Consider the following 13,107-nt stretch of genomic DNA (forward strand, 5'->3'; position numbering starts at 1 on the left):
TTCAGGTCCATTCTCGCAGTTGTGGTTTGACCACCTTGCCACCCGCGTTGCGCGGCAACGCGTCGACGAACCGCACCGATCGAGGTGCCTTGAAATTCGCCAAATGCTCACGGCAATAACCGATTACCGACTGTTCGTCGAGCTCCGCACCTGGGTGGGGCACCACGAACGCGCGTCCCACCTCACCGAGACGCTCGTCGGGAACTCCGATCACCGCGGCGTCGGCCACCCCGTCCATCCGGGCCAGCACCTGCTCGATTTCGGCGGGGTAGACGTTGAATCCGCCGCAGATGTACATGTCCTTGAGCCGGTCGGTGATGCGCAGGTTGCCGTTCTCGTCCACCGCGCCGATGTCCCCGGTGTGCAGCCAGCCGTCGGCGTCGATGGCCGCGGCGGTGGCCGCCGGGTCGTCCAGATAGCCCAGCATTACGTTGGGACCCCGCAGCAGTACCTCGCCGGCTTCCCCGGGGACCGCCGCGTCGATGCGCAATTCGAAGCCGGCGAACGGGCGCCCGCAGGTGGTCGCGACGGTCACCGCGTCATCGTCGGCTCGGCAACTGGTCCCCATGCCGTTGGCCTCGGTGAGGCCGTAGGCGGTCAGCACGATGTCGATGTCGAGCTCGGATTGCATGCGTTCCACCAACACGACGGGCACGGTCGCGGCGCCGGTCACCGCGAATCGCAGCGAGCTCAGGTCGTAGTCCTTGCGTGCCGGGTGATCGAGCAGCGTCTGGTAAATCGTTGGCGGCCCGGGCAATACGGTAATGCGATGCTGCTCGATGGCCTGCAACGCTCGCAGCGGATCGAAGGTGAGGTGCGGAATCAGCGTCGCGCCGGTTTGCAGGCACGCCAGGATTCCGGCCTTGTAGCCGAAGTTGTGAAAGAACGGGTTGATGCACAGGTAGCGGTCGTCGCTGGTGATCTTGCCGTTGGCCGCCCAGGCCGCCGAGGCCGACAGGGACTGCCGGTGTGCGCACAGCACGCCTTTGCTGCGTCCGGTGGTGCCGGAGGTGAACAGGATGTCGCTGACGTCGTCCGGTTGGACGGCGGCGGCGCGGGCGGGCACCGCCGCCGTGTCGTTCCCGCGCGCGATGAACTCGTCCCAGGTCCCGGTACCCGTTTCCGGCCCGTCGACCGGTATCCGCACGACGTGCCGCAGCGCGGGCAGGGCCGCACGGTCTAGGTCGGCCACGCGGTCGTGGCCGAGGAAGCGGCCCATGCCGAACAACACCGGCGCACCGGTGCGGGCCAGGATGTCGCCGGCCTCTGCCGCGGTATAGCGCGTGTTCAGTGGGACCATCGCGGCGCCGGCGTGATGAATCGCCAGGCAGGCTATTACCCAATGCCAGGTGTTCGGCGACCACACGGCCACCCGATCGCCGTGCTCGACGCCCAGCGCGATGAGCGCGGCGGCCGCGCGGTATACCTGGTCGCGCAGTTCGGACGCGGTGAAGGAGCGTTCGTCGGTGACCAAGGCGAGCTGGTCGGGCGACCGCTCGACGAGGCGATCTAATGCCGCCGGCACGGTGCGCGGAGTCATCAGCGCGGCTCGCCGCCGCCGAAACATATCCGATTGCGACCTCGTGCGGCATGTCGTCGCAGCTGGTGCGGTGTCGCGGCGTGGCACATGGAAGCTATTCCTCCTCCCCGTTGCCCGGCGGCCTTCGGCGACGCTCCTAACAAAGCAAGTGCTTGGTAGGTTAGCCTACAGGGCATGCAGGATGTCGAGGAGTTCCGGGCGGAGGTCCGAGATTGGCTCGCCGACAATCTGGTCGGCGAATTCGCGGCGCTGAAGGGCCTCGGTGGCCCCGGGCGCGAACACGAAGCGTTCGAAGAGCGCCGGGCCTGGAACCAGCATCTGGCCGCGGCGGGGCTGACCTGTTTGGGGTGGCCGGTCGAGCACGGCGGCCGCGGGCTGTCGACGGCGCACCGGGTCGCCTTCTACGAGGAGTACGCCAAGGCCGATGCGCCGGACAAGGTCAATCACTTCGGCGAGGAGCTACTCGGCCCCACCCTGATCGCGTTCGGGACCCCCGAGCAACAGCGCCGCTTCCTGCCGCGCATCCTCGACGTCACCGAGCTGTGGTGCCAGGGCTACTCCGAGCCGGGTGCCGGCAGCGACTTGGCCAACGTCTCCACGACGGCGGAGTTAGACGGTGACGAGTGGGTGATCAACGGGCAGAAGGTGTGGACATCCTTGGCGCACGTGTCGCAGTGGTGTTTCGTGGTCGCGCGCACCGAGAAAGGTTCCAAGCGCCACGCGGGCCTGTCGTATCTGCTGGTGCCGCTGGATCAGCCCGGCGTGCAGGTGCGGCCGATCGTGCAGATCACCGGCACCGCGGAGTTCAACGAGGTCTTCTTCGACGACGCCCGCACCGAGGCCGGGCTGGTGGTCGGCCAGCCAGGCGACGGTTGGCGGGTGGCGATGGGAACGCTGACTTTCGAGCGTGGCGTCTCCACTCTCGGGCAGCAAATCCGCTACGCACGTGAACTTTCCAATCTCGCCGAGCTCGCGCAGCGCAACGGTGCCGCCGACGATCCGTTCATCCGGGCGCGCCTTACCCGGGCCTGGACCGGCCTGCGGGCTATGCGCTCCTATGCGCTGGCCACCATGGACGTCGAGCAGCCCGGCCAGGACAACGTGTCAAAGCTGTTGTGGGCCAATTGGCATCGTGATCTGGGTGAGCTCGCGATGGATGTCATCGGCAAGCCGGGTATGACGTTGTCGGAAGGGGAATTCGACGAGTGGCAGCGACTGTTCCTGTTCACCCGGGCCGACACCATCTACGGCGGATCCAACGAGATTCAGCGCAACATCATCGCCGAGCGGGTGCTCGGCCTACCGCGAGAGGTTAAAGCATGAGTCTGTCCGAGACTCCGAAAGAGATTGCCGGACATGGGCTTCTGACGGGCAAGGTCGTCGTCGTCACCGCGGCCGCGGGTACCGGCATCGGGGCGGCGACCGCACGCCGGGCGCTGGCCGAGGGGGCCGACGTCGTGATCTCGGACCATCATGAGCGACGGCTCGGTGAGACCGCCCAGGAACTGTCCGGCTTGGGACTCGGCCGGGTCGAGCACGTGGTGTGTGACGTGACGTCGACGGCGCAGGTCGACGCGCTGATCTCCTCGGCGAATGCCCGATTGGGACGGATCGACGTGCTGGTCAACAACGCCGGGCTGGGTGGGCAAACGGCGGTGGTGGACATGACCGACGAGGAGTGGGATCGCGTCCTGAACGTGACGCTGACCTCGGTACTGCGAGCCACCCGCGCGGCACTGCGTTACTTCCGCGACGCGAAGCACGGCGGCGTGATCGTCAACAACGCGAGCGTGCTGGGCTGGCGGGCGCAACACTCGCAGTCGCACTACGCCGCCGCCAAGGCCGGGGTGATGGCGCTAACCCGTTGCAGCGCAATCGAAGCCGCCGAGTACGGGGTCCGCATCAACGCGGTGTCCCCGAGTATCGCCCGGCACAAATTCCTGGAAAAGACGTCGTCGGCCGAATTGCTGGACCGGCTGGCGGCCGGGGAGGCGTTCGGCCGCGCCGCCGAGCCGTGGGAGGTGGCGGCCGCCATCGCCTTCCTGGCCAGCGACTACTCGAGTTACCTCACGGGCGAGGTGATCTCGGTCTCCAGTCAGCATCCGTGACCCCAACTGGCCAAGCAAGCGCTTGGTTGATACTCTGATCGGATGGACCGCGTGACCGGTCAGGCCAATAGTCGACGAGACGAGTTGCTCGAACTCGCCGCGAGGATGTTCGCCGAACGCGGACTGCGGGCCACCACGGTGCGGGACATCGCCGATGGCGCCGGGATTTTGTCGGGGAGCCTGTATCACCATTTTGCCTCGAAAGAGGAGATGGTCGACGAAGTGCTGCGCAGCTTCCTGGACTGGCTGTTCGCCCGATATCGCGAAATCATCGAGGCGCAGGCCAATCCCCTGGAGCGGCTCAAGGGACTGTTCATGGCGTCGTTCGAAGCGATCGAGCATCGGCACGCGCAGGTCGTCATCTATCAGGACGAAGCCCAGCGGCTGTTGGCCCAACCACGGTTCGCCTATATCGAGGACATGAATCGCCAGCAGCGCAAGATGTGGGTCGAGTTGCTGCATCAAGGTGTCGACGAGGGCTACTTCCGGCCCGACCTCGACGTCGATCTTGTCTACCGTTTCATCCGCGACACCACCTGGGTGTCGGTGCGCTGGTATCGACCCGGCGGGCCACTCACCGCCGAACAAGTGGGTCGGCAATATCTCGCCATCGTGCTCGGTGGGATCACGGCCGAAGTTTCCAAGGAATAAAGGAGTCTGAAGTATGACTGAGGCGTACGTCATTGACGCTGTACGTACCGCGGTCGGCAAGCGCAACGGCGCACTGGCCGGGATCCATCCCATCGACCTGGGCGCTCATGCGTGGCGCGGGCTGCTCGACCGGGTCGACGTCGATCCCGCCGCGGTTGACGATGTGATCGCCGGCTGCGTCGACGCCATCGGCGGGCAGGCGGGCAACATCGCGCGGCTCTCCTGGCTGGCGGCCGGCTACCCCGAGGAGGTCCCGGGCGTCACTGTGGACCGCCAGTGCGGTTCCAGTCAACAAGCGATTTCCTTTGGCGCGCAGGCGATCATGGCGGGGACGGCCGATCTGATCGTGGCCGGTGGCATGCAGAACATGAGCTGGATTCCGATCTCGTCGGCGATGACGGTCGGCGAGCAGTTCGGTTTCACCTCGCCCACCAACGAGTCCAAGCAGTGGCTGCACCGCTACGGCGATCAGGAGATTTCCCAATTCCGTGGCGCCGAGATGATCGCCGAGAAGTGGAACCTGTCGCGCGAGGAGATGGAGCAGTACTCGCTAACCAGCCACGAGCGCGCGTTCGCGGCGATTCGCAGCGGCCACTTCGACAACGAAATCATCACCGTGGAAAGCGAATCGGGGCCGTTCCGGGTGGATGAGGGGCCCCGCGAGTCGTCGCTGGAGAAGATGGCCGGACTTAAAACTCTCGTCGAGGGCGGCCGGCTCACGGCGGCGATGGCCAGCCAGATCTCCGACGGTGCCAGCGCGGTGCTGCTCGCCTCGGATCGGGCGGTCAAGGAGCACAAGCTGACGCCACGCGCGCGCATCCACCACATCAGCGCCCGGGCGGCCGACCCGGTGTTCATGCTCACCGGTCCCATCCCGGCCACTCGCTACGCGCTGGACAAGACCGGCCTGTCCATCGGCGACATCGACACCATCGAGATCAACGAGGCGTTCGCACCGGTGGTGATGGCGTGGCTCAAGGAAGTCAAGGCCGATCCGGAGAAGGTCAACCCCAACGGCGGCGCGATCGCCCTCGGCCATCCGCTGGGCGCCACCGGCGCAAAACTGTTCACCACGATGCTCAACGAGCTCGAGCGCACCGGTGGCCGTTACGGTTTGCAGACGATGTGTGAGGGCGGTGGGACGGCCAACGTGACCATCATCGAGCGGCTGTAACTCGCTGGCCCAGTGCGAGACTCATGGGTCAGGACTAGCCAACCGCCGCGAGTGTCGCACCGCGGCTTTCAGTGTGCGTCCAGGGTGCCGACACGCCGGGCAGACCACGCCGAGGCGTCACAGTCAAAGCCGTAACTGCACACTCGGCGCCCCGGGATCAATCCTCGATCAGCGCGGACGCCGACTGCAGGTGCTTGATCGCGTCGCGCACGATCGACTCGATCAGTTCGGCACACGACGGCAGGTCCTCGAGGATGCCGGCCACCTGACCCGACGCCAGCACGCCCGCCTCCGTATTGCCTTCCACCAGTCCGGCTTTCAACAGCATCGGCGTGTTGGCCGCCATCACGACCTGCGACCAGGTCATCTCTTTGCCGTGGCGCATCGCCATGCCGTCGGTGATCATCGACCGCCAGGTCATTTGCGACATATGCTTGAACTTTGCGGCATTGCGCAGCGCGGCACTGAAACCCCTTAGCGGCGAGCCGCTTTCCAGCTTCTCGACCAGTCCGGTACGCAGCACGCGATGCGGCATCCCGTCGACGCGAGTGGTGACCACGGTGCCGTCCAGGGCGGCCTGCAGATAGCGCTGTTTGACGGCGTCCGGCACGGTCGAATCCGAAGTGAGCAGGAACCGGGTACCCATCGCCACGCCGGCCGCACCATAGGACAACGCCGCCGCCAGGCCGCGGCCATCGAAGAACCCGCCCGCTGCGATGACCGGGATGCTGGAGCCCCGCACCGCGTCGAGCACCGACGGCAACAGCAGGGTCGTCGCGACCGGCCCGGTATGCCCACCGCCCTCGCCGCCCTGCACGATCATCGCGTCGGCACCCCAGCTGGCCACTTTGCGCGCGTGTTTGGCCGCGCCGATCGACGGAATCACCACGGCGCCGGCCTCTTTGAGGCGGGCGATCAGCTCCTGTTTGGGTGCCAGCGCGAATGACGCCACCTTGACGCCCTCGCGGATCATCAACTCGACCCGATCACCGGCGTCGGCGGCGTCGGCGCGGATATTGACGCCGAACGGTTTGTCCGTCGCGGCCTTGACCTTATCGATGGCCGTCGCCAATTCGTCCAATGTCATGGTGGCCGACGCCAAGATGCCGAGCCCGCCCGCGTTGGCGGTGGCCGCCACCAGCCGCGCCCCGGCGACCCAGCCCATCCCGGTTTGGACCACCGGATGCTCGACTCCGACCAGCTCGGTCAGCGGTGTACGCAGCTTCATAGCGGACTTCTCACGACCGGATCTCTCTGTCCCGCAGCGACTTCGGGTCGACGGCCTCGCGGATCAGACGCAGTTCCTCCTCGGCCGGCAGCCGGCTTTCGTCCGCCTCGTCAAGCCCGTGGATCTCGAACGAGGTGTTTTCTCGCACCTCGTCGGCCGACACTCCGGGGTGCAGGCTCACCGCTCGCATGGTCCGGTCGGGGCCGCCGAAGTCGAAGACGCCGAGGTTGGACACCACCCGGTAGGTGTTGGCGAAACGGAATGCCGGATTGTCGGCATCGACGTTGTCCCAGCCGATTCCGCAGACGATGTCCACCTTTTCGCAGAACACCCGCTTGGAATGGTTGCCGACCCAGTAACTGGTCGCGTGGTTGATGGCGTTGCCGGGTGCGCCGCGCACGCCGAACATCTGCCGGGTGGGCTGTTGCAGTGGTCCGAAGGCGGAGATGTTCTGATTCCCAAAGCGGTCAACCTGATTGGCGCCCATCACCACGTGCCGCCGGCCCCAAGCCAGGGTTTCGAAGACGCGGCCGAACGGCATCCACCCTTCGACGGCACCCGGGGCCCCCAGCGCGGGAGTGTCGGCCAGCAGCTGCGCCTCCCCGTCGGTCAGCAAAATGTCGGGCGAGAACGTCAACCGAGCCAGCCGCGCGCCCACCGAAGCCATGTTCGTCATGGGGCTGACCATGATTTCACCGGCGTCCCGGAACAACTCCGCGCAGGCGACTGCACACACTTCGGCCCGGGTGGCGGTCACTTTACGGCCTCCTGACCAAACGCGCGCACGGCGGCTTGATAGTCGTCTTCGCTGCCCGACAGATAGGTCTGGGTGAACTTCTGCCAGCCCTCGTCGGTCGATGCCGCCTCAGCGTAATGCCGCTGGAACTTCTCGTCGCGACCGTAATCCGGTGCCGCGGTGGTGAAGTGGGCGCCGTTGGGTGCTTGCACGACGGCATCCACCATCATACGGTTCACCAGCAGCGCCTGCGGGGGCACTGCCTTGACCAGGTCCTCGGTCGGGACGACGCGCTCCACCGAGAGGTAACGCCGGTCGGCGGCCATCAGGAACAGGTCGTCGAAGTAGGGATCGATTCCGGTGTAGGCGGCATTGCCTTGGCTGTCCCCGAGATTCAGGTGGGCAAAGGCGGCGTCCAGGCGCAGCGCCGGCATGGCGATCAGCGTCTCGTTGCCGCCATCCGTTGGGTAGGGCGAGGTCACGGTTTTTAACTCGCCCTCCCAAAAGTCCGGCACCGAGCTGCCCAGCCCGGCACGAATCGGCAGGAATGGCAACCGTTGTGCGGCGGCCTGCAGACCGCACCGCAGCATGCCCTCGTCCATCTCCCGTGCTTCGATCTGGCCGGCGCTGCGGGCCTTGGCGAACCACGGGTCGTAGAACGGCGGCGAGTCGAGCGAGACGAAGCCGTAGTAGACGCGCTTGACCTTGCCGGCCGCGCAGAGCAGGCCGAGGTCCGGACCGCCATAGGTGACCACGGTCAGGTCTTTGACGTCGGTGCGCAGGATGGCGCGCACGAACGCCATCGGCTTGCGCCGCGAGCCCCAGCCGCCGATGCCGATGGTCATGCCGTTGCGCAGCCCCGCGACCGCTTCGTCCAATGTTGTTGTCTTGTCGGCCACTATGCGCCGCTCCTCTTCATCACTTCGTTCTGGATCGTCGTCGGCGGCTAAGACTTCTCGCCCTTCTCGCCCTTGCTGGTACCGGCGAACGCGTCCCGATGCTCGTCCGACACCCCGGCCAGGTTCAGCTCGAAGGTAAAGCCTTGTTCCATCCGGTAACTCGAGTTGACCCGTTGCACGTCGATGAGGTTCAGCGCTTCTTTCGCCGCGCGGATGACGCGGGTGTCTTTGGCGGCGATGTCGCGCGCGACCCGCAGCGCGGCCTCGTCCAGCTGGTCGCGCGGCACCACCTCGTGCACCGAGCCGAAGTGGTGCAAGGTGGCGGCGTCCACGGTTGCCGCGGTGAAGAACAGTCGCCGCATCATGTGTTGGGGCACAAGCCGTGACAAGTGCGTTGCGGCGCCGAGGGCGCCGCGTTCCACTTCCGGCAGCCCGAAGGTGGCGTCGTCGGAGGCCACGATGACGTCGGCATTGCCGACCAGGCCGATGCCGCCGCCGACGCAGAACCCATTCACCGCCGCGATGACGGGTACGGCGCACTCGTAGACGGCGCGGAAGGCCGCGAAGCAGCCGCGGTTGGCGTCGATGAGCGCGGTGAAACCGTCGGTGCGCTGCATTTCTTTGATGTCGACGCCGGCGTTGAACCCGCGGCCCTCCGCCCGCAAAATCACGACGTGCGTGTCGGGGTCAGTGCCCGCGGCGGTTATCGCGTCCGCAAGCTCGAACCAGCCTCGCGATGGGATGGCGTTGACCGGCGGATAGTTGACGGTGACCGCGGCTATGCCCGGTTCTGTGCTGGTGGATGTGATCGTCAATTGGCACTTCCTGAAGACATTGCGGTCGACTACCTAAGCAAGCACTTGCTTGGTACGCTAGCACAGTGACTCGCGCCGAGGCAGGCCCCCTTTCCCCGGGGGCGATCAATTTGGGACTGGCCGGGCGGGTCGTTCTGGTGACCGGTGGGGTTCGCGGGGTAGGCGCTGGCATCAGCGCGGTTTTCGTCCAGCAGGGCGCGACCGTCGTCACGTGTGCGCGCCGCGCCGTCGAGGGTCTGCCGTATGAATTTCATGCCTGCGATGTCCGAGACGAAGCGGCCGTCGAGACGTTGATCGACACGATCGTCGAGCGGCACGGCCGCCTCGACGTCGTGGTCAACAACGCCGGCGGCTCGCCGTACGTGCTGACCGCCGAGTCCAGCCCGAAGTTCAACCGTAAAATCATCGAGCTCAACCTCATTGGCTCGCTGCTCGTTTCGCAGTTTGCCAACGAGAAAATGCAGAACCAGCCCGGTGGCGGGACGATCGTCAACATCTGCAGTCTCAGCGGCCGGCGCCCCTCACCGGGCACCGGGGCGTATGGGGCGGCCAAGGCCGGGCTGGAAAGCCTCACCCAGACGCTGGCGGTGGAATGGGGTCCGAAGGTTCGGGTCAACGCCTGCGTGGTCGGCATGGTCGAAACCGAACAGGCCGACCTGTTCTATGGTGACGCGGAGTCGATCGCTGCGATCTCGAAGAATGTGCCGCTGGGCCGGCTGGCCAAGCCCGAGGATGTCGGTTGGGCCGCAGCGTTTTTGGCGTCGGACGCCGCGTGCTATATCAGCGGTGCGTCGTTGGAGGTGCACGGGGGCGGCGAGCCGCCACACTATCTGGCGACCACGAACGCCGGCGCGATCAAGTAGAGGAGACGAGGAAATATGGGGCTAGTTGACGGCCGTGTCGTCATCGTCACCGGAGCGGGCGGCGGTATCGGTCGTGCGCATGCGTTGGCCTTCGCGGCCGAAGGCGCGCGCGTCGTCGTCAACGACATCGGTGTAGGACTGGACGGGTCACCGGCGAGCGGCGGCAGCGCTGCACAGGCGGTGGTCGACGAGATCACTGCGGCCGGCGGCGAAGCGGTTGCCAGCGGCTCCAACGTTGCCGACTGGGCGCAAGCCGCCGCCCTGGTCGAGACCGCCGTCGACACCTTCGGCGGTCTGGATGTCCTGGTGAACAATGCCGGCATCGTGCGCGACCGAATGATGGCCAATACCAGCGAGGAAGAGTTCGACGCCGTCATCGCCGTGCATCTCAAGGGCCACTTCGCCACCATGCGCCATGCCGCGTCGTATTGGCGCGCGCAGTCCAAAGCGGGCAAAGCCGTTGCGGCCCGGATCATCAACACCAGTTCCGGCGCGGGCCTGCAGGGCAGCGTCGGGCAGGGCAACTACAGCGCGGCCAAGGCCGGTATCGCCGCCCTGACGCTGGTTGCCGCGGCCGAAATGGGCCGCTACGGCGTGACGGTCAACGCCATCGCGCCGTCCGCCCGCACCCGGATGACCGAGACGGTCTTCGCCGAGATGATGGCCACGCAGAACCAGGATTTCGATGCGATGGCACCGGAAAACGTTTCCCCGCTGGTGGTTTGGCTTGGCAGCGCGGAAGCCCGCGACGTCACCGGCAAGGTCTTCGAAGTCGAGGGCGGCAAGATTCGCGTCGCCGAGGGCTGGGCGCACGGACCGCAGATCGACAAGGGCGCGCGTTGGGACCCCGCCGAACTGGGCCCCGTCGTCGCCGACCTGTTGGCCAAGTCGCGCCCGCCGGTTCCGGTTTACGGCGCCTAGCCAGTCGGGCCGGCCAATAGCCGGGAATGACGAATCCACCGCCGTTGAAGGCATCGTGTCCGGATGATTCCCGTCCGGACTGTCCCGAGACGCTAGGGGTCGCAGATGACGACCGGAATCACGCGGTCGGTCCACGACTGGTAGTCATCGAAGTTGGGATACATCGCCACCAGCTTGGGCCAGTACTCGGCGCGTTCCTCCGGGGTGGCGTCGCGCGCCCGCAACGGCAGCACCTCGTCCTTGATCTGAACTGTGACTTTCGGATTGGCCTTCAGGTTGAGGTACCACAACGGGTGCTTGTCGCGCCCGCCCTGGGAAGCCACCAGGATGACGCGGTTGCCCTCGCGCAGGTATAGCAGCGGGCTCACCCGGGGCTCGCCGGTCTTGCGGCCGATCGTGGTCAACAGCGCAACCGGGCTCTTCTGGAAGACCCCGCCCAGTTTTCCGTTGCTGCGCTTGTAGATCCACGCGTTGCCCTTCGACATCCACTTGATGAAAAAGCCGATGACGGGCGAGTTGAGAGCTTTGGGTTTTTCCATATGCTCGGCCCCTTAGCGCTGAATGAACGGATGAAACCGAACCTTGATGTGCTGGATTTCTGCTTGCCCGGCTGGGCTTTCGGCGGGGATCAGGAACGTTTCGTCGACCCGGGCGGCCAGCTTGCGGCCGCCGAATACCGCCTTGGTCAGTACCACGTACTCGGCGCGCACCTCGTCGCCGACGATGAAATAGTCCGGCGGTGTCGTCTCGGCGATCAGGCGATACTGCAGACCACGATTGAGGCTGCGCCGCAAGTGGTTTCCGGAGAAGCCGTTCTTGATCCCCTGCTCGGTCCGGGTGCAGCGCGGCGCGAATGGAACCGCATCGCCGACGTGGCTGACGAGCGCGTCGATGTAGGCTTGCGCCGCGGCGATGCGGTCCGTTGCGGGGACCGGCTTGGTGACGACCACCCGTCGCGCTAGATGCGTTCGATGATGGTGCCGGTAGACAACGCGCCGCCCGCGCACATCGTGATCAGCGCGGTGGTCTGGTCGGTGCGCTCCAGCTCGTGCAGCGCGGTCGTGATCAGCCGGCTGCCGGTGCTGCCCACCGGATGACCCAACGCGATCGCGCCGCCGTTGACGTTCACCTTGTCCATGTCCGGGTTGTGCACGCGTGCCCACGACAGCACCACCGACGCGAAGGCCTCGTTGATCTCGGTGATGTCGATGTCGCCCATTTTCATGCCGGCCTTCTCGAGCACCTTGGCGGTCGATTGCACGGGGCCGTCCAGGTGGTAGTACGGCTCCGCGCCGACCAGCGCCTGGCTGATGATGCGGGCCCGCGGCCGCAGGCCCAGCGCCTTGGCCTTGTCCTCGTCCATCCACAACACCGCGGCCGCACCATCGGAGATCTGCGACGATGTGCCCGCCGTGTGGATTCCGCCTTCGAGCACCGGTTTCAGCGATGCCAGGCCCTCAAGGGTGGTGTCACGCAGGCCCTGATCCTGCGTGACGACCTGCCGTTCGGTGGTCGGCTGCTTGTTCTCGTCGAGTACCGGCGCCTCGATGCCGCTGATCTCGCGGTCGAACCGGCCCTCGGCCCACGCTTGCTTGGCCTTGCGCTGGGAATCGAAGCCGAACTGGTCGATGTCTTCACGGGTGATGCCGCGGCGCTTGGCGATACGCTCGGCCGCGGTGAACTGGTCCGGCAGGTCGATGTCCCACGACGCGGGCCGAAGGATGCTGCGGTCGGGCCCGGCGTTGGCGCCCAGCCCCACGCGGCTCATCGCCTCGATGCCGCAGGCGATGCCGATGTCGATGGCCCCCGCGGCGATCAGGCCGGCGATGAGGCCGTTGGCCTGCTGGCCGCTGCCGCACTGACAGTCGACGGTCATCGCGCCGACATGTTCGGGCAGGCCCGCGACAAGCCAACTGACCCGGGTGATGTTGTTGGACTGCTCGCCGAACTGCGTGACGCAGCCGCCGACGATCTGCTCGACCATCCCGGCTTCAAAGCCAGAATTGCGACCGGCCTTCTCGACAAGTGCCTTCTGCGTGGCCCCCAGCAACTCGGTGGCGTGCAGGCCGCTCAGCCATCCGTTCCGTTTACCGATCGGGCTGCGTGTGGCTTCAACGATGACAGGGTTACCCATTCGGTCAGGCTAGAACACGTTTCATTACTCTGACAAGC

General features: G+C 66.2%; 14 protein-coding genes. 6 read left to right on the top strand and 8 right to left on the bottom strand.

Annotation, left to right across the window (positions count from 1 at the left end; all coding sequences use genetic code 11):
* Window position 1: 1 nt before the first annotated feature.
* On the bottom strand, window positions 2-1,540 hold the full coding sequence (fadD3, locus tag G6N33_RS14510) for a 3-((3aS,4S,7aS)-7a-methyl-1,5-dioxo-octahydro-1H-inden-4-yl)propanoate--CoA ligase FadD3 (protein WP_101528726.1): 1,539 nt from the start codon (window positions 1,538-1,540) through the stop codon (window positions 2-4).
* A gap of 174 nt (window positions 1,541-1,714) precedes the next feature.
* Here fadD3 and ipdE1 point away from each other — a divergent pair, with 174 nt between their 5' ends.
* The 4 genes from ipdE1 to fadA6 are packed head-to-tail and all read left to right on the top strand — an operon-like array spanning window position 1,715 to window position 5,473.
* On the top strand, window positions 1,715-2,863 hold the full coding sequence (ipdE1, locus tag G6N33_RS14515) for an acyl-CoA dehydrogenase IpdE1 (RefSeq protein WP_044508657.1): 1,149 nt from the start codon (window positions 1,715-1,717) through the stop codon (window positions 2,861-2,863).
* Window positions 2,860-3,648, top strand: a complete 789-nt coding sequence (gene ipdF, locus G6N33_RS14520; protein ID WP_044508656.1) for a (5R,7aS)-5-hydroxy-7a-methyl-1-oxo-2,3,5,6,7,7a-hexahydro-1H-indene-carboxyl-CoA reductase — start codon at window positions 2,860-2,862, stop codon at window positions 3,646-3,648. The genes ipdE1 and ipdF overlap by 4 nt, the downstream gene beginning before the upstream one ends.
* A 42-nt stretch (window positions 3,649-3,690) precedes the next feature.
* Complete coding sequence (gene kstR2, locus G6N33_RS14525) at window positions 3,691-4,299, top strand: TetR family transcriptional regulator KstR2 (protein WP_044508655.1); 609 nt, start codon at window positions 3,691-3,693, stop codon at window positions 4,297-4,299.
* A gap of 13 nt (window positions 4,300-4,312) precedes the next feature.
* Window positions 4,313-5,473, top strand: a complete 1,161-nt coding sequence (gene fadA6 / locus G6N33_RS14530) for a steroid 3-ketoacyl-CoA thiolase FadA6 (protein ID WP_044508654.1) — start codon at window positions 4,313-4,315, stop codon at window positions 5,471-5,473.
* 157 nt (window positions 5,474-5,630) lie between these two features.
* Here the strand turns inward: fadA6 and ipdC are convergent, their stop codons facing one another.
* The 4 genes from ipdC to echA20 are packed head-to-tail and all read right to left on the bottom strand — an operon-like array spanning window position 5,631 to window position 9,151.
* Entirely contained in the window at window positions 5,631-6,701 is a 1,071-nt protein-coding gene (ipdC, locus tag G6N33_RS14535) for a (3aS,4S,5R,7aS)-5-hydroxy-7a-methyl-1-oxo-octahydro-1H-indene-4-carboxyl-CoA dehydrogenase (protein WP_044508653.1), read from the bottom strand.
* A gap of 10 nt (window positions 6,702-6,711) precedes the next feature.
* The gene (gene ipdB / locus G6N33_RS14540) at window positions 6,712-7,458 is read right to left on the bottom strand and encodes a cholesterol ring-cleaving hydrolase subunit IpdB (protein WP_044508652.1); all 747 of its coding nucleotides are present in this window, start codon (window positions 7,456-7,458) and stop codon (window positions 6,712-6,714) included.
* A complete protein-coding gene (gene ipdA / locus G6N33_RS14545; RefSeq protein WP_044508648.1) occupies window positions 7,455-8,336 on the bottom strand; it encodes a cholesterol ring-cleaving hydrolase subunit IpdA in 882 nt (293 codons plus the stop codon). The genes ipdB and ipdA overlap by 4 nt, the downstream gene beginning before the upstream one ends.
* A gap of 47 nt (window positions 8,337-8,383) precedes the next feature.
* Window positions 8,384-9,151, bottom strand: coding sequence for a (7aS)-7a-methyl-1,5-dioxo-2,3,5,6,7,7a-hexahydro-1H-indene-carboxyl-CoA hydrolase (gene echA20, locus G6N33_RS14550; protein WP_044508647.1), 768 nt, complete (start codon window positions 9,149-9,151; stop codon window positions 8,384-8,386).
* Between the two features lie 104 nt (window positions 9,152-9,255).
* Between echA20 and G6N33_RS14555 the strand changes: the two genes are divergently transcribed.
* Together G6N33_RS14555 and G6N33_RS14560 are read left to right on the top strand one after the other, a co-directional pair.
* Complete coding sequence (locus G6N33_RS14555) at window positions 9,256-10,014, top strand: SDR family oxidoreductase (RefSeq protein ID WP_101528727.1); 759 nt, start codon at window positions 9,256-9,258, stop codon at window positions 10,012-10,014.
* 15 nt (window positions 10,015-10,029) lie between these two features.
* Entirely contained in the window at window positions 10,030-10,935 is a 906-nt protein-coding gene (locus tag G6N33_RS14560; RefSeq protein ID WP_044508644.1) for an SDR family oxidoreductase, read from the top strand.
* Between the two features lie 92 nt (window positions 10,936-11,027).
* Here G6N33_RS14560 and G6N33_RS14565 read toward each other — a convergent pair whose 3' ends face one another.
* The 3 genes from G6N33_RS14565 to G6N33_RS14575 are packed head-to-tail and all read right to left on the bottom strand — an operon-like array spanning window position 11,028 to window position 13,069.
* Window positions 11,028-11,474, bottom strand: coding sequence for a nitroreductase family deazaflavin-dependent oxidoreductase (locus G6N33_RS14565; RefSeq protein WP_044508642.1), 447 nt, complete (start codon window positions 11,472-11,474; stop codon window positions 11,028-11,030).
* A 12-nt stretch (window positions 11,475-11,486) separates the two neighbouring features.
* A complete protein-coding gene (locus G6N33_RS14570; RefSeq protein WP_101528708.1) occupies window positions 11,487-11,885 on the bottom strand; it encodes a hypothetical protein in 399 nt (132 codons plus the stop codon).
* Window positions 11,886-11,893: 8 nt separating this feature from the next.
* Window positions 11,894-13,069 carry a steroid 3-ketoacyl-CoA thiolase gene (locus tag G6N33_RS14575; protein WP_044508640.1) on the bottom strand — a complete coding sequence of 392 codons (1,176 nt, stop codon included), beginning with the start codon at window positions 13,067-13,069 and terminating at the stop codon, window positions 11,894-11,896.
* Between the last annotated feature and the right edge of the window lie 38 nt (window positions 13,070-13,107).

Source organism: Mycobacterium simiae (assembly GCF_010727605.1).
Classification (GTDB): domain Bacteria; phylum Actinomycetota; class Actinomycetes; order Mycobacteriales; family Mycobacteriaceae; genus Mycobacterium; species Mycobacterium simiae.

Coding starts and splice junctions, on each gene's coding strand:
- fadD3 (WP_101528726.1), bottom strand. CDS start 1,540: ATGACTCCGCGCACCGTGCCGGCGGCATTAGATCGCCTCGTCGAGCGG.
- ipdE1 (WP_044508657.1), top strand. CDS start 1,715: ATGCAGGATGTCGAGGAGTTCCGGGCGGAGGTCCGAGATTGGCTCGCC.
- ipdF (WP_044508656.1), top strand. CDS start 2,860: ATGAGTCTGTCCGAGACTCCGAAAGAGATTGCCGGACATGGGCTTCTG.
- kstR2 (WP_044508655.1), top strand. CDS start 3,691: ATGGACCGCGTGACCGGTCAGGCCAATAGTCGACGAGACGAGTTGCTC.
- fadA6 (WP_044508654.1), top strand. CDS start 4,313: ATGACTGAGGCGTACGTCATTGACGCTGTACGTACCGCGGTCGGCAAG.
- ipdC (WP_044508653.1), bottom strand. CDS start 6,701: ATGAAGCTGCGTACACCGCTGACCGAGCTGGTCGGAGTCGAGCATCCG.
- G6N33_RS14560 (WP_044508644.1), top strand. CDS start 10,030: ATGGGGCTAGTTGACGGCCGTGTCGTCATCGTCACCGGAGCGGGCGGC.
- G6N33_RS14565 (WP_044508642.1), bottom strand. CDS start 11,474: ATGGAAAAACCCAAAGCTCTCAACTCGCCCGTCATCGGCTTTTTCATC.
- G6N33_RS14575 (WP_044508640.1), bottom strand. CDS start 13,069: ATGGGTAACCCTGTCATCGTTGAAGCCACACGCAGCCCGATCGGTAAA.